The organism is Clostridium sp. UBA4548, from assembly GCF_002387895.1.
Classification (GTDB): Bacteria; Bacillota; Clostridia; order Clostridiales; family Clostridiaceae; genus Clostridium_J.
Window position 1 is genome coordinate 13,128 of the sequence record NZ_DGLI01000017.1, and the last position, 21,902, is coordinate 35,029.

Sequence of the window (21,902 nt, forward strand, 5' to 3'; positions counted from 1 at the left end):
AAAATCCCTCAATTTTGAGGGTTTTTTTTTTGAATATGCATATACGTTAATAAATATAAAAATTAAAAGGGTTTTTTATTACTGCGTTGAATATACATAATAGTATGAAAATAGAAAAGTTGAAAGGTGGATAGTGTTATGCTAGATTTAAAAAAAAGACTGAATTTTACTGAAAATATAAATGATCCAATTACAAAAGATGTAGTAAATATAGCATGGCCAGTGCTACTAGAGTCATTGTTAGGTTCATTGTTTTCCATGGTAGATATGATAATGCTGGGGAGAATCAATGATAACTTTATAGCAGCAGCATCAGTGGCGGCGGTAGGAATTACTAATCAGCCTCTATTTATTGGTCTTGCAATAGTGCAGGCTTTAAACATTGGTGGAACAGCTATGGTAGCTAGATACATAGGAAGAAAAGAAGAAGGAAAAGTAGAAAATACTGTTAAACATATTGTGTTAATTAATTTAGTTTTTTTAGTTGTTCCACTATTTATTCTAGCTCAAATATTTGCTGTAGATATTATGAGGTTTATGGGAGCAGAAGCTGATACAATTAACATTGGAATATGGTATTTTAGAATAATTATGTTTGGGTTCTTATTCCAGGGAATAAACAATTCACTGTTTGCAGTATTAAGGGGAGTTGGGGATACTAAAACTCCAATGAAAATAAATATAAAAGTTAATGCTTTGAATGTAGTTGGAAATGCACTACTTATTTATGGAGTATTTGGCTTACCAGCTCTAGGCGTTACTGGGGCTGCAATATCAACTTGTTTTTCTCAAATTGTGGCTACCTTCATGATTGTAAGATTATTTTTAAAAGGGAAAACTGGAATTAAAATTGATTTTAAGAAGAAATTTAAATATGATAAAGATATTGTAAGAAATTTTATAAGAATTGGGGTACCATCTTCTATAGAAATGATGATACTAAGAGTTGGTATTATGTTATTTACTAAAACCGTGGCCTCATTAGGTACTGTGATTTATGCTGCACATCAAATTTGCTTAAATATCTTAAGTTTTTCTTTTACTACGGGGCAATCCTTTTCAATAGCTGCTGCGTCCTTAACGGGAAGAACTTTAGGGGAAGGGGATCCTGCAAGAGCAGAAGCTTATGTTTCAAAGGCCCGTCAAATTGGATCTATACTAGCAACACTAATTGGAGTGGTTTTCTTCTTATTCGCACCTGAAATATTAGGACTTTATACTAAAGATGAGGTAATAATTAACTCAGGTGCAGATGCTTTGAAAATTGTTGCTGTAATGCAACCATTTCAATCTTCAGCTTTTATAATTGTAGGTTCCTTAAGAGGTGCAGGAGATACAACTTTTCCAATGCTATCCACTGGAATTGGAATTTTAGGTATAAGAGTTGTATTAGCATATGTGTTTATTAATATATTCAATCTGGAACTTATGGGGGCTTGGATTGCAGTATTTTTGGATCAAGTATTTAGGTGGATGATGGTTTATGCAAGATTTAAAACTGGTAAATGGAAGCATGTTAAAATTAGATAAGCAATGATAAAAAGCACCTATATTAAGGTGCTTTTCACATAATAAATTGAGCTTTTTTTAATACCACACAAAAATAAATTTGTATGAGCAAAATCTTTATAGAATAAGAGTTTTTTTGAAGTTATTAGGGAACATTAGAAAAATTAGTAATCTGGACATAAGAGTCTATACCACCCTTGAGGGAAAAAGCAAAGTGGACAAAATTCAGGAGCTTCTTTTCCTTCATGTAGATAACCACAGTTCATACATTGCCAAATTTGAACTGTCTCTCTATTATATAGAGTGCCATCCGCTAAACGAGTATATAAATCATTGAATTGTCTATAGTGAAGATTTGTTACTACTCTTGCCTCTCTATAAAAAGTAGCAATATCTTCTAAGCCTTCTTCTCTAGCAATTCTTTCATACTCTAAATAAATACTTAGTTCTGCATTCTCAGCCTTTGCAGTGGACTCCAGATTCTCTGGCAGCGATTTTATGTTTCCTAGAAAGCGTCCATATACTTGTCGTGCATGAGCTAAATTTTGTTCTGCCGCTTCTTCATATACTCTAGCAATAAATTCATAACCTTCTCTTCTAGCATTTTCAGCAAATAATTGATATTTTGTCACACTTCTGGCTTCAGCAGCAAAGGTTTTCCTTAGATTAGTTTGAGTTTGAGAACCTTCTAGTGGCATTAGATAACCTCCATAAAATGATTCTACTATAATATACTTTAAAACCTAGGTTAAGGTGACAAAATTAGCATAAAATATTGACAATAGCAAGACTTTAACATAATATACAAATAGTATCATGAATATAAAATCTATATATACAAATAATAATAAAGAGTTGGGAGGGATTAATATGGATATGAATTCTACAAGATATAATGAAGATGCAGAGATGCTTAAGGCTTTAGCACATCCTGTTAGATTATGTATAGTTAACGGATTGTTAGGAAAGGGAAATTGTAATGTTTCCTTTATGCAAAATTGTTTGGGGATGCCTCAATCTACAGTTTCTCAGCATTTGCAAAAACTAAGGGTAGCTGGAATAGTTAAAGGTGAAAGAACGGGAACAGAAATTACTTATTCAGTATGTAATCCAAAAGTAGAAAAAATATTAGAAATATTAAACACATAAATTCAGATATAAAAAATATCTGAGTCTATGTGTTTAATTTTAAAATGAAATAATATTTACAATATTATTCTTTATAATATTGTAAACCTTAATGAAAACTAATCCTCATAATAGCTAAAGCAATACCAGAGACAGTCTTTACCATAAGGTAAGTCACTTTCTATAATTACATGACCATTGTCAGGCATTTTATTATAGAATTTTTTTGTTCCATCATCAAATCTACACTCTATAGTTCTAAGCTTTTTAAACAGTTCATTAGCTAACTCGTATGGAATTGGTTTTACAATTCTCCATTTATCACTTAAGCTAACATGCTTATCCTTAGCCATTTTGATACGACGATGAATTATAAATTTTTCTTCTCCTCTTAGTTCCAAAGTATGACCTTCTGCATTAACAGCTCTATAGGTTGGATTCTCATCTAAGATTTGAAATGCTTCAATAGTTGATAGGTTATATTCTACCATCGAAACAACTCCTTTCTTATTTTAATAAATATTATAATTGGAAGTTTAAGCAATAACATAACCAATATATTATTAGCTAAAATATGACCAATTATGAAATGACATGAATAGTATACATATATAATAACATAATAATTATTAAAATTATATAAATATTTAGAAAATTTAAATAAATTATTGTGAATTTATAAATCCTCAATTTATATATATTATGAAGTATATATGTTATTTAGGACAAAATAATATTATATTAACTAAGGATCAGAATATATAAGATAGTGAGTATTACAAAAATATATTATCAAGTATATTATTAAGTATATGAATTTCCTGTTAAAAGTTGCATAATAGTGTATTAAGTTAAAAGAGTTCACTAATGTAAAATTTCAGTAGGACTAGAATTTTATAAGGATATAGGATGAAAAATACTTCCTAACACATCTAAACAACCTATCAAAACTATTATAGTTAAAGTATAGTAAATAGGAATCTTCTCTAATTATTGTAACAATGCAATCTAAAATAATATAGCTCCTTCTTGTCATTAAAGTGAGGGATTTTACATAGTATTTATTAAATTAAAAAAACTTAATAGGAGGAGAGAATTTGTCTAGTATTTTATTTAAAAATATAGGTTATCTAATTACCATGAATGATAATAATGATATTTTAGAAGGAGTAGATTTATTAATAAAGGATAATAAAATTATTTCTATGGGTAAAAACCTTTGTCCCTTTGAGGATAGTGAAATTATATCTTGCGACAACTTAGTAGTAATGCCTGGATTTGTAAACACACACCATCATCTATACCAAACTTTATTTAGAGGTATTCAAGAAGTACAAGATATGCCATTATTTCCATGGCTAGTTGGACTTTATGAATTTTGGAAGCACATAACACCAGAGGCAGTATATTATGGTGCCATGGTAGGATTTAGTGAATTGCTAAGAACAGGTTGTACAACTACTATGGATCACCATTATTTATTTCCAAAGTTTACATCAGGTAAACTTATAGATGATCAAATAAAAGCAGCTAGTGAAATTGGAATTAGATTTCATGCCACAAGGGGTTCAATGTCTTTAGGAAAAAGCGGTGGTGGATTGCCACCAGACTGTGTAGTCCAAAAGGAAGAAGATATATTAGTGGATTCGGAAAGATTGATAAATAAGTACCACAATTCTAAAGATTTTGCAATGACTAGAATTGCATTAGCACCTTGCTCCCCTTTTTCAGTAAGCACAAGACTAATGACGGATACAAAGGACTTAGCACGTAAAAGAGGAGTAATGATGCATACACATTTATGTGAGACTATTGATGAGGAGAAGTTTTGTATTGAAAGGTATGGAAGAAGACCTGTAGAATTAATGGAGGATTTAGAGTGGATCGGATCTGATGTATGGTTTGCCCATGGAATATATCTTAATGATAGAGAAATAAAGGCTATAAAAGGTGCTGGTATTGCACATTGTCCAAGCTCTAATATGAAGTTAGGTAGCGGTATTTGTAGAACCTCTGAACTTATAGAAGCAGAGGTTCCTTTAGGAATAGCAGTAGATGGTAGTGCATCCAACGATGGCTCTAATATGTGGGAAGAAGTAAGAAGAGCTTATTTATTAAACCACTTAAAATATGGAGATAAAGGGCTTACTGCCTACGAGACTTTGAGGATGGCAACCAGAGGAGGGGCTGAAGTTCTAGGAAGAACAGATACAGGTTATTTAGAGATTAATAAAGCAGCAGATATTATTGTATTAGACTTAAGTGATATTGCTTTTGCAGGGTGTCATGATCCCTTAGTTTCAATAATTTGCTGTGGAAATACTAGTTTTGTTAAACATACTATAGTAAATGGTAAAGTTTTAGTTAGAGATGGTGTGATATGTACTATAGATATAGATAAAACAAAAGAAATAGCACATGGTATTGCAAAAAATATTGTGGAAAAGGAAAGAAATTTAAAGCTTAAGTAAAATTTAAAAATGGATATTATTAATTTGAATAAAAGGATTTTAAGTGGATACTCTAAATTTAGAGAGGAGAGTGTTCATATGACAAAAATGAAAGATACTAAGGAAAATAGAAAGCATGATGGTAAGTTTAGGAAGAAACATATAAATCATGACCCAGCTGCTGAAAGTGCAAGAGCTACCTTTGGAGAACCTAGAGTAAATGATGATAATCCTAGAGACTTCAAGATTTAAGTTTGTTTTTGCAGATTAAAATTCTTTAATAATTAAATATATGATAAAATCCTTAGCCAATTTAGGCTAGGGATTTTTTATTAATTGTAGTAATTTAAACTATAGAATAAATTAATTTTTTGGAGGAAATAAGGTTACATTAACTATAACAGCGATAACAATACCAAGTAAAGTTTGAAGCAATCTTTCAATACCGCTTTGAATGGGTGAGACAACAGTAGGATCAACCATAATAGCTATTACTACAATACAAGCAATGTTAACTGCTCCCTTGCTATTTAATAAAGTGATAGTATATATAGCACAAAGTAAAGCAAGTGCAGTGAAGAAGGAGCTATTTTGACCAAAATAAGAAAAAATCACACCAAAAAAGGCACCAATAGCACTTCCAACCATTCTATCTCTTCCAACTACAAAGGAAGATTGGATAGAGGTTTGAATTGTTGATACTGCAGCAATACAGGAATAAAAAGGATCTATGCCAAACATAGCGGTTATAGTAATACAAAAATATACTGCTATTGAAGTTTTAATAGTTCTTAATCCTAATCTAGGCATATTAAACTCTCCTTTAGTTTAAATTAGGGTTATTGAATATTGTTGGTGCTATATTTTCAAGGGTATTTTAAAACTGAAATATTTGAAAGTTTTTGATTAAAGTATATAAAATACAAAGATACAACAAATGAAAGTTTATGTTAACGTGTGAATTAAATAATTTTGTGTAGTGGATAACTATAAATTAGTATGGATAATAAACGTGTAAATTATTAAGAAATAAATATAATTATTAGGTGTAGTTGAGATTTTCATGGGTAAACTAATTGTAAAATGGAAAGGGTGGTACCATGAGGAAAATAAAGATTTGGCTATTATTTATAATTTTTATGTCTAATTTATCTTATAATACCTATGCAATGGAAAATTCAATTTATTTAGGAGAGAATTTATGTCAAAAAGCAGGGGAAGTCACAAATAATAGTAAAGTAACTTCAAAGTTAGTTGAATATAGTAATGAATATATAGCGGTAAAATTGGATATCCCTGTAATCTCTGGTTTAAAAAATAGTGATGCTGAAAAAGCTATTAATGACAAAATTCAAAGTACTATACTAACTATCAAAGATTCTGTAGAAAAAATGGCTAAAGAAGATAGTGAGTTAAACAAAAAAACTGGATATGATGTAAGGCAATATAATGTTACTTCTGAATACAATATCTCTTATAATAAAGACAATTTATTATCTGTGGTACTAACCATATACCAGTATACTGGTGGTGCTCATGGTAGTACAAATAAAATAGCCTACAATTTTGATTTAAATACTGGGAAATATGGAGTGTTACAGGACTTCTTTGGGAACAATCCAGATTACAGAGCTACGATTTTAAAAGAAATAAAGACCCAAATGGAAAAAGATATACAGAAATACTTTCCTGATTCAATAAAGAATCTCAATGGTATTCCTTACAACCAAAATTTTTATTTAACTGACGATGGAGTTGTTATATATTTTGGGGAATATGCAATAGCGCCTTATGCTTCGGGAATTTCTGAGTTTAAGATTCCAGATAAAATATTCCCTAAGGGTTTGAATAAGAAGGTGAAGATTTTAAAAAATCCTTTAGAAATTCAAACTGAAACATATATATCAAGTGAAGATGGTTTTCAGTCTTATTTATCTTACCCTGTGATAAAGGATGATGATAATACAATAGTAAATAATATAAACAAGACTATAAAAGAACAAGTATTTAGCTTTAATAGCTTAATTAAAAGTAAGGCTAATGAAGATAAAGTTAAAATCAATGAGTCTGGTGAGGCAAAAGTATGGGGAGCTTCAACCTATTTTAAAAGTTACTACGTAAACAAAGATTTATTAAGCATAGTTATAACTTACTCCGGAAATAATGGAACCACTGAAAATTATGTTTTATATAATAAAGGATATAATATTAACCTTAGAGATGGAAGAATATATAAGTTAAAGGACGTATTTAAAGGAGACTTTAATTTCATTTCAGCAATAAATAAGGAAATAAAAGATCAAATAAAGAACTTAGAAATGACTTTAGGTCATAGTAATATATATAACTTTAACAGTGTAAATGCAGATACAGAATTTTATATTGAAAATGGAAATTTAATAATTACTTTTCCGCAAGGTGAAATTGCACCGAAGGAATATTATAATCCAGAATTTAAAATACCTTTAAGTAAATTTCAAGGTAATATTAATAAAGAATTCTTAGAAATATAGCTTTAAAAGTCCTTCAAAGAAAATTTACAAATATTTTTAGGGTTACAGAGCTGATTCAATGAAAATAATCATATACTTAAGTAAAAAGACTGATGTGAAAGCAGTTTTTTTACTAGCATATATTTCCAATATTTTACTATTGTGTTATAATAATACTACATTGCAGTAAATAAAATAGAGGGGGACAGGTTATGTACAAATTTAGAAATTCAATTTTTGTAAGAAAAAACATTAATGAGGTGTTCAGGTTCTGTAGTGATTTTAAGAGGTTTTGTACAGTATGGAATGATATCCTCTCTATTAATAAAATCACAGAAGGCCCAGTAGTTAATGGGAGTAAGTATGAAAATGTTATACTTCATAATGGCAGAGATTTTAAGTATGAAAGCGAGATCATAGAGATTATAAATAACAGAAGATTTATTTTTCATACCATTAAATATGGGGTGAAAGTAGTTTATAGTTACGAATTTGAACAGGTAGGAATGGGAACTACCATTAATTTTAAAGGGGAGGTAATGTTTAAGGATTATCCGGAAGATTTATCAAGGGATATTTTTAGTGTTATAGCAGAAGAAGATGAAAATCATCTAGAGATAATAAAAGCTTATTTAGAATCTGATGAGGAAATAGCAATATAGTGTTAAGTATATTGTTTCAAATTAATAAAGGGTAACTTTAATAGTTACCCTTTTAATTTATAGAAAAATCTGTTTTTAATTTAATTACCATGTTTCTTACAGAATTAACCTCATCAATCAAATCACTATTAGATGGAGAAATATTAGTTTTTAAAATACTTTGCAAATTTTCATCTCCAGTTTCAGTCCAGTGATTGTAATTTTTCTGAAGGGAATCAAAATGATACATTAAATCAATGATTTGACGAAGTTCTAATTCAGTTAAATAATCTCTAAGAATAAGTATATCGTTAAACCATTGATTATTTATAATTATATTACTGATACATATTCTTAAATTATTATTTAAATACAAGTGTATTTGTTGAATTATTTCAGTAGATTCTAGAACTTGAATCTCCAAAAGATTAATAACTTTAATAGATTGTTGTAGATCATTATATTTTCTTATCCTTAGAAATAGCCATAGTATGATTAAGGTAACAGTAGTTAAAGACACAAATATTGATAGTGCTAAATTTTCGTTCATATTAAACATTGATAGGATCAAGAATCCAACTATTACTAATAAAATATCTTGCGGAAAATAAAAAAGTTTTAAGCCATTCATTATACTTCACCTCATAAAAAATTTACTATTGTTTATATTCTACAAAACAATTGAAAATCCTCTATTAAAAGTAATATTTGTTATATTATGGATAAATAAACTGCGATTAGTATATTGAAGGAGACATAATTTACTAAAGATATTTCCTTATAATATAAGTTGTTTTGGGTTACATCTAGTCACATTTTATAGTTATGAAATTTCCGTTGTATTCATGTTAGTAAAGAGGTAATATATTATTAGAAATTTATTATAATACCATATAAATAATGTTTATTTTATAAAGACTATTTACAAGTGTAATTTGAAAGCTTAACGATGTTTTGGAAGGATAACTTTCTCATCCTCATCAGGTGGAAGCCAAATCTCCTTTCAAAGCTGCTATACAAAATGAACTTGTTCATTATTAAAAAGGAGATTTTATGGACGTAATTTTAGGTTTAATACTATCAGCTACTTTATTAATTTTTAGTGTGATTAAAGGCATAGATATTTTAGTGCCACTGACATTAGTTCTAGGTATATTTTTAATTTTATCTATGAAAAAGGGATTAACTCTCAAGGAAAGTTTAAAAGTTGCCTTTAAGGGAGGAAAAAAATCCTTTATCGTTCTTCAAATCTTTGTGCTTATTGGAGCCATTATTTCTTTATGGATGGTTTCAGGAACGGTGCCAGCAATAGTTTATTACGGAATAAAATTAATAAGTCCAAGTTACTTTATAATTAGTGCATTCCTTTTATCTTCATTAGTTTCATTACTTATTGGCACCTCTTTTGGGACTATTGGAACTGTAGGTATTTCACTAATGGTAATGGCTAGAGCAGGGGACGCAAATTTATTTGCTGTAGCAGGAGCAATATTATCTGGAGCTTATTTTGGAGATCGATGCTCACCTATGTCCTCAAGTGCAAATTTAGTAGCAAATATAACAGAAACAGAGTTATATAGAAATATTAGGAATATGATAAAGTCTTCGATTATACCTCTAATCTTAACTTGTATTATATATACTTTTTTATCTTTAAGGCACCCCTTAGATTATAGTAACTCAAACATTATTATAGAAATAGTAAACTATTTTGATGTAAGCATCATGGTTCTTTCTCCTGCTTTTATAATAATGGTATTATCCCTATTCAAGGTGAAAGTCAAAACTTCAATGTATATAAGCATGGCAACAGCTTCACTTATTGCATTCTCTATACAAGATTATAAAATAATAGATATAACTAAAACCTTAATTTGGGGCTTTAAGTTACAAGAAAATAATCCGCTTTTTCATATTATTAAAGGTGGAGGAGTTCTATCTATGGTGAAGCTTTCTCTTATTGTATTTATGTCATCAGCACTTAATGGAATTTTTGAGGGAGCTAATATGCTTCAATTTATTCAAGAACCAATAAATAAAATAAAGAGAAAAGATTTATTGTTTTTAGTAACTATAGTAGTAAGCATTGTGAGTGCTATGGTAGGCTGTACTCAAGTCCTAGCTGTGATGCTTACTAATATGACTATGAAAGGTTCTTACGAAAAAAATGGTATTAATAAGTATAATCTTGCTATGGACTTAGAAAACACGGCAATAGTCATAGCCCCGCTTATTCCTTGGAATGTAGCAGTTTTAGTTCCATTGACAAGTTTACAAGTTGGGCCAAAGGCAATATTATTTTCATTTTACTGTATTTTAGTTCCAGTAGTTAATTTAATCATTTTATACTTTAAATCAAAAGTTCATATAAAAAGTGTTATTAATAGCAAACTAGGTAGTTAGGACTAATAAGTTAATAGTAAAGAGTTAGTATAGTCTATAAGATTTTTAAAATAATTCTAATTTTTTAATTCCTATAATCAAAGTTGATCATGTTAATTTAACTTGTATAAATGCTTAAATTTGAATCACAAAATATTTTAAGAAGAATATAAATAAACTAGTGAGATATATAAACTTGCTAGTTTATTTTTTATATAAAATAACTTGTTATATTGTAACAAATTACCCATAAAATTAATAATATATTAAGTGAATTACTATTATTATGGAGGAGAGTATGCAACAGGCAACTTTTGCTAATATAATAGGTCCAGACATAAATGAATTTAGAGGTGAAGTTAATTATGCCTTGCTAGCAACAAAGACTAGTTATTGTTACGTACGTGGATCAAGCTCTGGCACTGGAAGATTTAGAGTGGATAGAAGATTTTTTGAGTATGTAAGAGGATTAAGATCAGTAGGAATACTTAGTGGAGCATATCATTATGCAGTGCCGTCAACAGATTTAACCACTGCAGATGCTCAGTGTGATGATTTTATACGAGTTCTTCAAGAAGCGTATGGTCCTGGAAATTTTGGGGACCTATTTCCAGTAGTTGACATAGAAAGCCCACAGGATAAATCCATATCTACTGACAATTTATTAGATTGGGTAGACAGATTTAGAAAAAGGTTTGAAAGAAGAACAAGAAGAAGATTAATGATTTATACAGGACTATTCTTCATTCAACTATACAATAACTTCCGTCATTCAACTAAGGGATATATTCTATCAAATATGCCTCTTTGGATTGCTATGTATAAGGAAATTCCAATTAATCCACCGTTCCCACCTGATGCTGGAGGATGGACTAGATGGAGATTATGGCAGTATACAGAAAGTGGAACTATGGCTGGGGTTAACCCACCGGTAGATCTAAACTATGGGCCAACGAACTTAGACTATTTGAAACCACCAGTAGCGGTTAAAAACTTTAAAGCTTATCCAAGAAAAAATGAAATAGTACTAAGTTGGTCTAAAAACCCTGATGTAGACCTAAATGGATATAACATTTTTATAAATTCTAATTATGTTACTACTGTGTCTAAGAATGCTACAAGCTATACATTAAAGCTTGCAAAAACTCCTAGACCTAATGAAAGATACGAAATGACAATTGAGGCCTTTGATGTTGATGGAGACTTCTCACCTACAAGGGCTAAGGCACAGGTTACTTTCAGAAGTGCTGATATAAAGTATGATGATGTGGAGGATACTATGGTCAAGGATAGGTTGACTCAAAACAATATTAATAAAAATACAGTTTCACCTAGGGTTACTACAAGGAAAAAATATAAAGATCCTGTAGACAATATGCAGCGTGAGTTTATTAGTAAGCAATCAGATAGAACAGAGTTCTTTGGGCAAGAGGAAGAATTTGATTTCTATAGTTTGCCCACAGAGGATTTAGATGAAAAAGAATTTAATGAATATAATTTTGAAGAAGATCAACAAATAGATATGGACAATGTTAATCCAAATGTTAAATACAGGGAAATAGAAGGAGATTTTAACCAATATGAGATTAAGCCTGTGTTTAAATATTATTTAGATGAAGAGGACGAAGAATTTGATGAGTTTGATGAGCTTGATGATTTAGATGAGTTTAATACTGTTCCAGTATTTAGTGATAGCACTGATGACTTGAATGAAGACAACTATGATATAAACTATGAAGATGAGGCATATTATCGTGAGGATGACCTTTATGAATATGATGATAAGCTTACAACTGAAGAGTATAACACCTTTAATGAGCAAAACTTTGGTGATTATAACTTAATGATTAATCCAAAATATAATAAGTATATTAAGGATAATAGACAGGAAAGTAATACCAAAGCATGGGAGCAAGAGAGTTATAATGAGGAAGAGGAATTTGAGAATAAGAAAGAAGAAAGTTTAGAAAAACCAATTTTCCAAACTTCATCCTTAAGCGATGAAGAGGAAAATAAAGATAAGGACAATAACTTTATAGTCTTTAACAATGATGTTGAAGATAAGATGCGCTATCGCAGAGTTGTTGAAAATCAAATAGATTCTAGAAATAAAAAATGTAAGAAGTGCAAGAAATATAAAAAGAGTAAAAAGTACTGTTATAATTGTAAGCACTATAACAATCAATATGGATTCCAGTCCTATTCTCATGACAAAGATGAACATCACCATGATTATGAAAAGCACAATGATGATTATTTATACCATCCTGACTATCTCCCTAAAGATCATCACAAAAACAAGAAGAAAAAGAAACATCATAGGGATTATTAGTTAAAATTATGAGATGAGTCTTAAAATATATAAAGAAAAATTGTTATAAGTAAATAAATATGTAAATGTTGAATCCAGGGCTAATAGAAATTTAACCCTGGATTTTTTATGAACTTTTATTTAAAACAATAACTATAAGGTATATAATACTATAAAGAAACCTAAAAATTATTAGTTCCTTGTTACATTGTCTTTGGATATCTTTTAATACAGAAATAATATTTGAACTTATATAAAATAATTATTTTCTACCAAGTTCGGCATGAACCTCTTTAAGTAATTGCCTAATAGGTAAGTTTTGAGGGCATTCTTCCTCACATTTTCCACACTCAGTACAGTTTGATGCAGTTTGATTTTTGGGCATGAAATTATTGTAGGAATTTGATGATGCTTCTAACATGTTAAACATATGGCCCTCATTGTACAATTCAAAGTTTCTTGGAATATCAACTTCGAAAGGACAAGGTTGACAATAGTTACAGCCTGTACAATTAACTTTAGTTAGTCTTAGATAAGCGTCTTTAGCTTTATCCATAATCTCAAGTTCTTCACTGTTCATTGAATTTGCACTATAAGTAGAAGCAATTTGTAAATTTTCCTTCAGCTGCTCCATGGTTGACATGCCACTTAAAATTGTTGTTACCTCTGGAAAATTGTACAACCATTTTAATGCCCAGTTTGCTGGAGTTCTTAAACTATCATAACTTTCAAATAACTCTTTAACTTCATTTGGTGGGTTTCCAGCTAATTTTCCACCCTTCAGAGGTTCCATAATAACCACTGCCATGCCTTTTTCAGCTGCATATTTTAACCCTCTAAGTCCAGCTTGATATTCTACATCCATATAGTTTAATTGAATTTGACAGAAAGTCCATGGATAGCTATCAGCTATTTCATAGAAAGCATCCTCTTCATCATGGAAGGAGAACCCGGCATACTTAATTTTCCCACTAGCAATGGCCTCATCTAGGAATTTAAAAACATTATTTTTCTTTAAGCTGTCAAATCGTTCCTTATTCAAAGCATGCATTAAATAAAAATCTATATAATCTGTTTGAAGTTTTTCTAGTTGCTCATTTAAGTACTTGTCAAAATCATTATATTCTTTTACTAGCCAAACAGGGGATTTAGTAGCAAGTCTTACTTTTTCTCTATAGCCATCTTTTAGTGCTTTTCCAACTACAATTTCAGAATTTTTACCATGATAAGGGTAAGCAGTATCAATATAATTTACACCATTATCGATAGCATGTCTTATCATTGCTATTGCTTTATCTTCATGAATTTTAGAAGAATCCTTATCAATAACAGGAAATCTCATGCAACCAAAGCCTAAAGCCGATACAGTAAAGTTACAGTTACCAAATTTTCTATATTCCATTTTATTCCTCCTAAACATTATAAAATTTAAGTATAACTTTACATTTTTAAAATAATATTAAATATATGGTAGATTTATTTCAGAAACATAAGGTTATATAAAAATAATTAACTCGTCTTTATATATTATAGCAGAAAAGCCTTTGAAATAAATGCACTAAATTCATAATTATGGTAAAATGTATTTAAATTTATTAATATGTAGGAGGACAATCATGGGAGAAGTAAAGAAATTAAAAACCAGAAAAGAAATTGAAGCTAAATATAAATGGAATGTAGAAAAAATGTATGCAACAGACGAGGTTTGGGAAGAAGATTTTAAAAAACTTCAGGAAATTGCACCTAGGTTAGGAGAATATAAAGGTAAGCTTAATGAAGCAAAGACTTTGTTACAATACCTTAATAATTATGTAGATGTATTAAGTTTGTTTGAAGACTTGGCAGTATATGCGCACTTAAGAGGGGACGAAGATACTGCAAACTCAAAATATCAAATTATGAAAGATAAAATTTCTACTTATGGAGCAGAGTTTAGTGCCATAACCTCTTTTTTCATACCAGAGGTTTTAAAAATGAAGGAAAATCAAATAAAAAAACTAATTGAAGAGGAAGATGGATTAAAACTATATGAGTTCTTCTTAGAGCAAATTATGGAGAAAAAACCTCATGTGCTTTCCGAAGAGGAGGAGAAGATATTAGCTTCAGTTAGTGATTGCTTAAGTGCTCCTGGAAATATATTCGGAATGTTTACTAATGCAGATATGACCTTCCCAGTGATTAGAGATGAAGAAGAAAATGAAGTTGAACTTACAGAGGGAAATTATACAGTATTTATTAGAAGCAAGGACAGGAGAGTTAGAAAAGAAGCTTTTGAGGCTTTATTTGGAACTTATGAGAAATTTAAAAATACAGTAGCAACTACCTATACAGCATCACATAAGAATTTTATATTTAAGGCTAAAACTAGAAAGTATAATTCCGCTTTAGAGAGTTCCTTAAAACCAGATAAAATTCCAGTAGAAGTATATCATAATGTAGTTGATACAATAAATAAAAACTTAGCTTCTCTTCATAGATATGTAGATATTAAGAAAAGACTTTTAGGTTTAGAAGAAATTCATATGTATGATTTATATGTTTCTGTTATAGATGCACCAGAATTTAACGTAGAATACGAAGATGGAGTAATCCTTTGTGAAAAGGCATTAGAGCCACTAGGAGCGGAGTATTTAGATATTTTTAGAGAAGGTATAGAAGAAGGTTGGATTGATGTATACGAGAATAAAGGAAAAAGAGGAGGAGCCTATTCTAGTGGAAGCTATAACTCCATGCCTTACGTTCTATTAAACTATAATAATCAAGTTAATGATGTTTCAACTTTAGCTCATGAAATGGGGCATAGTATTCATTCTTACTATGCAAGAAAGAATCAGCCATATATCTATGCAGATTATGTATTGTTTTGTGCAGAAGTGGCATCTACAACTAATGAATGCTTGTTAATGGATTACTTAATTAAAAATGAAAAGGATAAGGCTAGAAGGTTATTCTTAATAAATCAACAGCTTGAAGGCATTAGAACTACAGTATTTAGACAAACCATGTTCGCTGAGTTTGAATTATTAACTCATGAAAAAATGGAAGAGGGTGAGTCCCTATCAAGTGAAGAATTATGTAAAATATACCATGACTTAAATGAAAAATACTTTGGAAAATCCATGGTAGTAGATAAAGGCATTGATATGGAATGGTCAAGAATTCCACATTTCTATAGAGATTTTTATGTATATCAATATGTAACTGGTTTTGCAGCAGCGAACTCCTTCTCACAAATTATATTAAATGGTACAGAAGAAGATGTAGAAAAGTATAAAGGTTTCTTAAAAGCAGGTGGAAGTGATTATCCAATTAATATTCTTAAAAATGCTGGGGTAGATATGACAACTCCAAAACCATTAGAAGATACTATAAGAAGATTTGATGAGCTTTTAGATATGCTTGAGAAGGAACTAGCTCAATAATATTTATTTATATTGTGTAATATCTACTACTAGATAACTTTATATTTCAAATCTAGTATTGTTTAAAAATGCCTCAAAAATAAAGTAGAGTAAAATATAATAATATGAAAAAGTTTTAACTCACCTTTAAGTATTTAAATAATGCTTTTGATGAGTTAAAACTTTAAATATACAATTTGAATTAACATAAAATAGTACAAAACTGGAGATTCTTCGTATAATATTATGAAAGAATATTTATGCGAGGGGTAATAATGGGTTTTATTTCTACAAAAAAAGATATTAAGGCATTGTCTATTTCTGTGTATCAAAATAATTTTGGTTTAATTAGAGAAAAAAGGAGTATAAATCTATCTGGAGAGGAAGAAAAGATTTATTACTTAGATGTTTCAGAGTTAATAGAATTTAACTCAATTATTGTGGAAAACATAGACGCCTATGAAATAAATTATGATTACGATATTATAAATCCTAGGGATGTACTAGAAAAATTTATAGGAAAAGAAGTAACTCTTTTTGATCCAGATAGCGGTAAGAAAGTTCATGGGATATTATTATCAACTCAAGGTGGATACATCATAGAGGATGCTAAAACTAATGAAGTTTATGTAAGTCCTAAGGGGGAAATTATACTTCCGTGTCTCCCAAAAGGATTTGTATTAAAGCCTACCATAGCATTTAAAATTTGCCCAACAAACTCAAGAGAATTCACAGTATCCTATCTTACCAAAGGACTAGTGTGGATGGCAAATTATACTATAGAATTATATAGTCAGTATTTAAGTTTAAATTGCTATGCACAAATCGATAATACTACAGGAATTGATTTAAAAAACACAGAAGTTAGCCTTGTGTCAGGAGATATTAAAAGATTGAAAGAGACACCTCCAGTAGTACCTTACAATGAAGCTAGTTTTATGGTGAAATCAAGTAGTGCAGTTGCTGGTGTATCTCCAACGGCATTGGGGGATTATTATATATATAATTATCCATTTACTACAGATTTAAACAATAAAACTTCTAAGCAAATAAGGTTATTTTGGAGCAAAAATGTAAGATACACTAAGTATTACACAAATCCTTTTAATGGAAATGAATTAAGTACGGTAATCGAATTCAAAAATTCAAGGAATAATAATTTAGGAGAACCTTTACCAAATGGAATTGCTAAAGTTTATGACACCCTAAAAGATAGAAATAACTTAGAGTTTATTGGTGAGGGAGAGATAGATTATACGCCAGAGGATGAATTAGTTAAATTAGAACTTGGAAGACCATTTAACATTGTTTTTGATAAGGTACAAACTGATTACAGAAGGCTTGAAGGTATTGAAGAGTATGAATATGAAATTACAATAAAAAATACTGGAAATGAAGAAGCTTTACTAAAGGTTACTCATTTTATCCCAGGGGATTGGAAGATGATAAGTTCTACAGACAGATTTATTAAAAAAGATGCAAATACTATAGAATTTATTGTCAGTGTTTCACCAAAATCTGAAAAGAAAATAATCTTTAGATATGCTGTAGTTGTTATAGAACCTAATAGAGAACAGGAGTAAATTTTAAAAAGACTGCTAATCTTCCGTTTAGCAGTCTTTTTTACTGAAAAATTTAGTTTTAAAATTCAATAGCTATAATTATAAATTTTAATGTGTTAGTTATTAGAAATGTAATTTTTACTTTTAACCAAGCTAATAAAGAATAAAGCTAAGATAAAGAATAGAGCACCATACAAGAACATGTATTTATAACCTAAGGTATCCATAATGCCACCTAATAGTGGAGGTGAAATTATAGCTGCCACAGAAGAAAATAAATAATATAGCCCTGTATAAGTTCCAATACTACCTTTAGGGGCCATTTCTGCCACAAAGGGGTAAGAATTTATATTAATCATAGACCAGAAAAAACCAGAAAATAAAAAACAAACTCTAATGAGAAGAATTGATCTTAAAGTAGCTAGAATTATAAACACAATAATTAACCCAATAATTCCAGCTACAATAGCTTTTTTCTTTCCTAATTTTGTTCCAATAAGTCCAGCTGGAATTGCAAAGACTAGAAAACTCAAGGACATAAAAGCAAAAGACATAGATGCCACATTTGCAGGAACTCCTAAGAAGTTTTCTCCATATCTAGTAAAAAAAGTTTCAATGCCATTATAGCCAATAAACCAAGAACAAATAGCAAAGAGTAGATTTCTGATATTTTTATTTTTCAAGCCACTAAGGATACCTTTTAAAATATGAACTTTCTCCTCTGAGGCTTTATAATGTACTACGTCTTTTTTTTCCTTAATAAAGAAAAATAACACTACGAAGGATAGTAAAACTAAAAAAGAAGCAAGGTAAAAAGGATAAGCCTTATTATACCCCCATAAAATGGAACCAATGAAAAAAGCTATAAGTGAGCCTATACCACCCATGAAATTAATAATACTATTAGCTTTACTCCTATTGCTCTCATGAGTTATATCAGGCATTAGAGCTATTACGGGAGAACGAAATAAGCTCATAGATAGATTCATTAGAATTATAAAAATAATTAAAGTTAAAAGAGTTCTATGGCTAGGAATGAGAAAAGTAAAAATAACTGCAAGAGGCATTCCAATCATTAAGAAAGGCATTCTTTTTCCAAACCTAGTATCTATTCTATCACTAAAGATTCCAACCGTTGGCTGGATAAAAAGGGCTAAATAATTATCTACTGTCATAATAAAACCAATTAATGCAGAACTTTTAATAAAGTTTCCAAGAAGTATTGGCATAAAAGCATTATAAACAGACCAAGTGATAGCTATGGCAAAAAAACCAAAGCCTAAAAGAAAAGTCTTTTTGTAATTAAGCTTTTCCATAAAAATCCTCCATAACATTTTTAAGTCTATCGGGATAATTAGTAATGATTCCGTCTGTGCCGGATAAAATTAAATTCTTCATGATATTTTCATCATCAACAGTGAATGGATTAACCTTAAGCCCTTTATCATGAGCAGCTTCTATAATTTCAGGTTGTGCAGAGAAAAAATGAGGATGGAGAGCATTTGCTCCAATAGAAACACAATAGTTTTCAGGTTTATATAAAGCCTCCATGTATAAAATTCCTGTGTTAATTTCCTTTGAAACTTCTTTACATTTAACTAAAGAATAATGATTAAAACTTGAAAGGATAACATTATCCTGAAGACCTTTTTTATAAATGAATTCTATTAATTTTTCTTCAATGTTAGGGTAAATAATAATTCCACTTTTAATTTCAAAGTTTACTGTAATATTTTTTTCTTTTGCTAAAGCTATAAGCTCCTCTACTGTAGGAATAGATGTAGGACTCGCATAGGTTTTCATATAACTTGATGCATTTAATTTCATTAGTTCCTTATAAGTGAAATCCTTAACAAGACCTATGCCATCAGTAGTTCTGTTAACATATTCATCATGGATTAATACAAGTACCCCATCCTTAGTCATTTGCACGTCAGTTTCTATGCCTGTTGCTCCCATCTCAAGGGCCTTTTCAAAAGCTATCATTGTGTTTTCAGGAAAATAGCCACTGGCACCTCTATGACCATAATTAATAATCATAATAAAATCCCCCCTTATTAATTTTACAAAATATATATTTTTCTTATTCCACAATATTAAGAAAAAACCTTGTAAATCCTATAAATAATTTATTAACTTAGTAAAGTTGTCAGCACTTAAAATAATTAACCTATATTCTAATAGTAAAGAACTGTTATCTAAATTAAGAGATTAAGTAATTTGATAAAAAGCGGGAATAAATCAAATAACAACTAAAACTATAATATTTTATTAATAACTAAATAGCTCATAATAGAAGATATAAATTATAGTAAATAGTGAAAATAAAATTAGTCTATAATACTAACTATATGAAGTTAATATTATAGACTATAATAAGTTTATTAAATTGTACCTAATTCAGGATTGCCAATGATGTCATCATCAGCACTAAACATTGAATTTTCTTCAGTAATTTTCTCAATGTGATTCATAGTAGAAGTTTCTTCATTCATTTCATTATATATAGATTCCTCGCTAGGTCTAACTTTAATACTATACTGGAAGGTAAAGTTTTCATGTCCATCACTTGCTTTAGGACTTACATATTTCTTTATATCAGGCAATATTTTATGAAAATTTCTAAATTTGCTTTCAGTTGGTCTTTTAATTTCTACAGTGCCACTACAGCAGCAATCATCGATGTTTTCAATGTCTTCAACAATATTAAAATTACTTTTATCTAAGTTGCTTAGACATTTGCTGATTTGTCTTTTATGGGCTGTAGACACCATATCAGCAAGTCTATCTACAACAACAATGGCACCAACTACTGATAGGGTAGTTGTCAACATTTTACCTAACTTCATAATACCACTCCTTTTTTGAAATCCACTAGTTATAATATCTGTTATCTATATAATCAAAGATAAAAATAGTTTGCCTTATTTAGAAATTTTTATGTTTGGTAATTATTCTGATTAAATGTAATAATTAGAAAAAAATAAGTTGATATATACTTCATGATTGGGTTTAAAAAATTTTTAAAACTAATAAAAGAATAACACGGGTAACTATCAGGAATAAGTCAGAGTAAAGATTAATATCCTAAAAAGATTACTGCTCAACAACTGTAATAAAATAATTCAGGCCTTTTCTCTCAACATTTTCCACAGCTTTTAATTCTAATCTTTTTCCTTTAAGTTGAGCAGCTGCCACCAAGTGACATAAGGCTATTCCTAAATCAATTTTATTGATATGTTCTAAAGTTTGTGCAATTTTTAATCTTTTTACTCCATACAAGTGAACCAGGTTACCATCCTTGTAAAACCTCCAAGGTTGACTATTAATAGCAGATGGTGCATGCCTTACAGCATCCATAATAGAAAGCCAAGTCTCATCTAACTTACCACAAATAATCTCATTAATTTCCTTTCGTTTTGTTGCAGCCACTAGTTTTGTAGTAGAATCATAGTATTTGTCAGGATTTGGTTCTATTTCTTTTGAAAGATTGTAGCTTAAATTTCTAGACTTATATTCCTCAGGATTTAATGGATAACCAAAGGAAATAACTATTACTGGTACATGATTTTCTGGGATTTCAATAATATCTTTTAATAAGCTCTTTTTAATAAATCCTCCAATCCAGCAAGTTCCTAGGTTTAAAGTAGTAAGTTTTAGTATTAGGTATTCCAAAGAGAATCCTATATTTTCCATAAACCAAGGTTTTTCTTCCGAGGTGACTACAAGGTAGTGAGGTGCGCTAATCTTTCCATAACTTCCAACAATGCCTCTAGAAATGTTTTGAATTTTATATCCATCCTGAACTAAATGGACTTTCATTGAAATTGTAGGGTCAAGCTGAGGCATTGAATGAGTTAATTCCTCAATTTGCTTAAGCAGTCCATGAGCTAAAGGTTCATTTTTGTATTTTCTTACAGAACAGCGTTTATAAATAGCTTCAAACAACGAATTATTTTCCATAAAATTACCTCACTATAATTTAATAATAATAGTATATGTAAAAAATCATATATTATTTTTGTT

18 protein-coding genes and 1 pseudogene are annotated in these 21,902 nt (G+C 29.7%); 10 read left to right on the plus strand and 9 right to left on the minus strand.

Going from position 1 to position 21,902, the window contains the following annotated elements; translation table 11 throughout:
* The first annotated feature begins 138 nt into the window (after nucleotides 1-138).
* Nucleotides 139-1,530: an MATE family efflux transporter gene (locus tag B3040_RS06100; protein WP_291571225.1), complete on the plus strand. Its 1,392-nt coding sequence runs from the start codon at nucleotides 139-141 to the stop codon at nucleotides 1,528-1,530.
* 143 nt (nucleotides 1,531-1,673) lie between these two features.
* On the opposite strand, the gene B3040_RS06105 is transcribed toward B3040_RS06100, so the two are convergent.
* The gene (locus B3040_RS06105; RefSeq protein WP_291571227.1) at nucleotides 1,674-2,207 is read right to left on the minus strand and encodes a rubrerythrin family protein; all 534 of its coding nucleotides are present in this window, start codon (nucleotides 2,205-2,207) and stop codon (nucleotides 1,674-1,676) included.
* Between the two features lie 172 nt (nucleotides 2,208-2,379).
* Here B3040_RS06105 and B3040_RS06110 point away from each other — a divergent pair, with 172 nt between their 5' ends.
* Entirely contained in the window at nucleotides 2,380-2,658 is a 279-nt protein-coding gene (locus B3040_RS06110) for an ArsR/SmtB family transcription factor (protein WP_291571229.1), read from the plus strand.
* A 98-nt stretch (nucleotides 2,659-2,756) separates the two neighbouring features.
* Here the strand turns inward: B3040_RS06110 and B3040_RS06115 are convergent, their stop codons facing one another.
* A complete protein-coding gene (locus B3040_RS06115; protein WP_017416267.1) occupies nucleotides 2,757-3,128 on the minus strand; it encodes a hypothetical protein in 372 nt (123 codons plus the stop codon).
* Between the two features lie 606 nt (nucleotides 3,129-3,734).
* Here B3040_RS06115 and B3040_RS06120 point away from each other — a divergent pair.
* Together B3040_RS06120 and B3040_RS06125 are read left to right on the plus strand one after the other, a co-directional pair.
* On the plus strand, nucleotides 3,735-5,108 hold the full coding sequence (locus tag B3040_RS06120; protein WP_291571233.1) for an 8-oxoguanine deaminase: 1,374 nt from the start codon (nucleotides 3,735-3,737) through the stop codon (nucleotides 5,106-5,108).
* Nucleotides 5,109-5,186: 78 nt separating this feature from the next.
* Nucleotides 5,187-5,339 carry a CPC_1213 family protein gene (locus B3040_RS06125; protein WP_291571235.1) on the plus strand — a complete coding sequence of 51 codons (153 nt, stop codon included), beginning with the start codon at nucleotides 5,187-5,189 and terminating at the stop codon, nucleotides 5,337-5,339.
* Nucleotides 5,340-5,450: 111 nt separating this feature from the next.
* Here B3040_RS06125 and B3040_RS06130 read toward each other — a convergent pair whose 3' ends face one another.
* The gene (locus B3040_RS06130; RefSeq protein ID WP_291571237.1) at nucleotides 5,451-5,897 is read right to left on the minus strand and encodes an FUSC family protein; all 447 of its coding nucleotides are present in this window, start codon (nucleotides 5,895-5,897) and stop codon (nucleotides 5,451-5,453) included.
* 329 nt (nucleotides 5,898-6,226) lie between these two features.
* Here B3040_RS06130 and B3040_RS06135 point away from each other — a divergent pair, with 329 nt between their 5' ends.
* On the plus strand, nucleotides 6,227-7,600 hold the full coding sequence (locus tag B3040_RS06135) for a DUF3298 and DUF4163 domain-containing protein (RefSeq protein WP_291571239.1): 1,374 nt from the start codon (nucleotides 6,227-6,229) through the stop codon (nucleotides 7,598-7,600).
* Nucleotides 7,601-7,791: 191 nt separating this feature from the next.
* The gene (locus tag B3040_RS06140) at nucleotides 7,792-8,241 is read left to right on the plus strand and encodes a hypothetical protein (RefSeq protein WP_291571241.1); all 450 of its coding nucleotides are present in this window, start codon (nucleotides 7,792-7,794) and stop codon (nucleotides 8,239-8,241) included.
* Nucleotides 8,242-8,293: 52 nt separating this feature from the next.
* Here B3040_RS06140 and B3040_RS06145 read toward each other — a convergent pair whose 3' ends face one another.
* Nucleotides 8,294-8,851, minus strand: a complete 558-nt coding sequence (locus tag B3040_RS06145; RefSeq protein ID WP_291571243.1) for a hypothetical protein — start codon at nucleotides 8,849-8,851, stop codon at nucleotides 8,294-8,296.
* Nucleotides 8,852-9,273: 422 nt separating this feature from the next.
* Between B3040_RS06145 and B3040_RS06150 the strand changes: the two genes are divergently transcribed.
* Together B3040_RS06150 and B3040_RS06155 are read left to right on the plus strand one after the other, a co-directional pair.
* Nucleotides 9,274-10,623, plus strand: a complete 1,350-nt coding sequence (locus tag B3040_RS06150; protein ID WP_291571245.1) for a Na+/H+ antiporter NhaC family protein — start codon at nucleotides 9,274-9,276, stop codon at nucleotides 10,621-10,623.
* 277 nt (nucleotides 10,624-10,900) lie between these two features.
* Nucleotides 10,901-11,836: pseudogene (locus tag B3040_RS06155) on the plus strand (GH25 family lysozyme); the annotation flags it as partial.
* Between the two features lie 1,339 nt (nucleotides 11,837-13,175).
* Here B3040_RS06155 and B3040_RS06160 read toward each other — a convergent pair.
* A complete protein-coding gene (locus B3040_RS06160) occupies nucleotides 13,176-14,315 on the minus strand; it encodes an aldo/keto reductase (protein ID WP_291571247.1) in 1,140 nt (379 codons plus the stop codon).
* 214 nt (nucleotides 14,316-14,529) lie between these two features.
* Between B3040_RS06160 and pepF the strand changes: the two genes are divergently transcribed.
* Both pepF and B3040_RS06170 read left to right on the plus strand, forming a co-directional pair.
* Nucleotides 14,530-16,335 carry an oligoendopeptidase F gene (gene pepF / locus B3040_RS06165; protein WP_291571249.1) on the plus strand — a complete coding sequence of 602 codons (1,806 nt, stop codon included), beginning with the start codon at nucleotides 14,530-14,532 and terminating at the stop codon, nucleotides 16,333-16,335.
* A 254-nt stretch (nucleotides 16,336-16,589) separates the two neighbouring features.
* Entirely contained in the window at nucleotides 16,590-17,897 is a 1,308-nt protein-coding gene (locus B3040_RS06170; RefSeq protein ID WP_291571252.1) for a DUF4139 domain-containing protein, read from the plus strand.
* Between the two features lie 95 nt (nucleotides 17,898-17,992).
* Here B3040_RS06170 and B3040_RS06175 read toward each other — a convergent pair whose 3' ends face one another.
* From B3040_RS06175 to B3040_RS06190, 4 genes are all read right to left on the minus strand, one after another.
* Complete coding sequence (locus tag B3040_RS06175; RefSeq protein WP_291571253.1) at nucleotides 17,993-19,192, minus strand: MFS transporter; 1,200 nt, start codon at nucleotides 19,190-19,192, stop codon at nucleotides 17,993-17,995.
* On the minus strand, nucleotides 19,179-19,916 hold the full coding sequence (locus tag B3040_RS06180) for a glycerophosphodiester phosphodiesterase (RefSeq protein WP_291571255.1): 738 nt from the start codon (nucleotides 19,914-19,916) through the stop codon (nucleotides 19,179-19,181). The genes B3040_RS06175 and B3040_RS06180 overlap by 14 nt, the downstream gene beginning before the upstream one ends.
* 344 nt (nucleotides 19,917-20,260) lie before the next feature.
* On the minus strand, nucleotides 20,261-20,725 hold the full coding sequence (locus B3040_RS06185) for a hypothetical protein (protein WP_291571257.1): 465 nt from the start codon (nucleotides 20,723-20,725) through the stop codon (nucleotides 20,261-20,263).
* Between the two features lie 247 nt (nucleotides 20,726-20,972).
* Nucleotides 20,973-21,839 carry a nitroreductase family protein gene (locus tag B3040_RS06190; RefSeq protein WP_291571259.1) on the minus strand — a complete coding sequence of 289 codons (867 nt, stop codon included), beginning with the start codon at nucleotides 21,837-21,839 and terminating at the stop codon, nucleotides 20,973-20,975.
* Nucleotides 21,840-21,902 lie beyond the last annotated feature (63 nt).

What these genes read in the sequence shown, in the direction of transcription:
- B3040_RS06150 (WP_291571245.1), top strand. Translation starts at nt 9,274, where the DNA reads ATGGACGTAATTTTAGGTTTAATACTATCAGCTACTTTATTAATTTTT.
- pepF (WP_291571249.1), top strand. Translation starts at nt 14,530, where the DNA reads ATGGGAGAAGTAAAGAAATTAAAAACCAGAAAAGAAATTGAAGCTAAA.
- B3040_RS06130 (WP_291571237.1), bottom strand. Translation starts at nt 5,897, where the DNA reads ATGCCTAGATTAGGATTAAGAACTATTAAAACTTCAATAGCAGTATAT.
- B3040_RS06185 (WP_291571257.1), bottom strand. Translation starts at nt 20,725, where the DNA reads ATGAAGTTAGGTAAAATGTTGACAACTACCCTATCAGTAGTTGGTGCC.
- B3040_RS06145 (WP_291571243.1), bottom strand. Translation starts at nt 8,851, where the DNA reads ATGAATGGCTTAAAACTTTTTTATTTTCCGCAAGATATTTTATTAGTA.
- B3040_RS06180 (WP_291571255.1), bottom strand. Translation starts at nt 19,916, where the DNA reads ATGATTATTAATTATGGTCATAGAGGTGCCAGTGGCTATTTTCCTGAA.
- B3040_RS06115 (WP_017416267.1), bottom strand. Translation starts at nt 3,128, where the DNA reads ATGGTAGAATATAACCTATCAACTATTGAAGCATTTCAAATCTTAGAT.
- B3040_RS06170 (WP_291571252.1), top strand. Translation starts at nt 16,590, where the DNA reads ATGGGTTTTATTTCTACAAAAAAAGATATTAAGGCATTGTCTATTTCT.
- B3040_RS06140 (WP_291571241.1), top strand. Translation starts at nt 7,792, where the DNA reads ATGTACAAATTTAGAAATTCAATTTTTGTAAGAAAAAACATTAATGAG.
- B3040_RS06190 (WP_291571259.1), bottom strand. Translation starts at nt 21,839, where the DNA reads ATGGAAAATAATTCGTTGTTTGAAGCTATTTATAAACGCTGTTCTGTA.
- B3040_RS06125 (WP_291571235.1), top strand. Translation starts at nt 5,187, where the DNA reads ATGACAAAAATGAAAGATACTAAGGAAAATAGAAAGCATGATGGTAAG.
- B3040_RS06100 (WP_291571225.1), top strand. Translation starts at nt 139, where the DNA reads ATGCTAGATTTAAAAAAAAGACTGAATTTTACTGAAAATATAAATGAT.
- B3040_RS06175 (WP_291571253.1), bottom strand. Translation starts at nt 19,192, where the DNA reads ATGGAAAAGCTTAATTACAAAAAGACTTTTCTTTTAGGCTTTGGTTTT.
- B3040_RS06105 (WP_291571227.1), bottom strand. Translation starts at nt 2,207, where the DNA reads ATGCCACTAGAAGGTTCTCAAACTCAAACTAATCTAAGGAAAACCTTT.
- B3040_RS06160 (WP_291571247.1), bottom strand. Translation starts at nt 14,315, where the DNA reads ATGGAATATAGAAAATTTGGTAACTGTAACTTTACTGTATCGGCTTTA.
- B3040_RS06110 (WP_291571229.1), top strand. Translation starts at nt 2,380, where the DNA reads ATGGATATGAATTCTACAAGATATAATGAAGATGCAGAGATGCTTAAG.
- B3040_RS06135 (WP_291571239.1), top strand. Translation starts at nt 6,227, where the DNA reads ATGTCTAATTTATCTTATAATACCTATGCAATGGAAAATTCAATTTAT.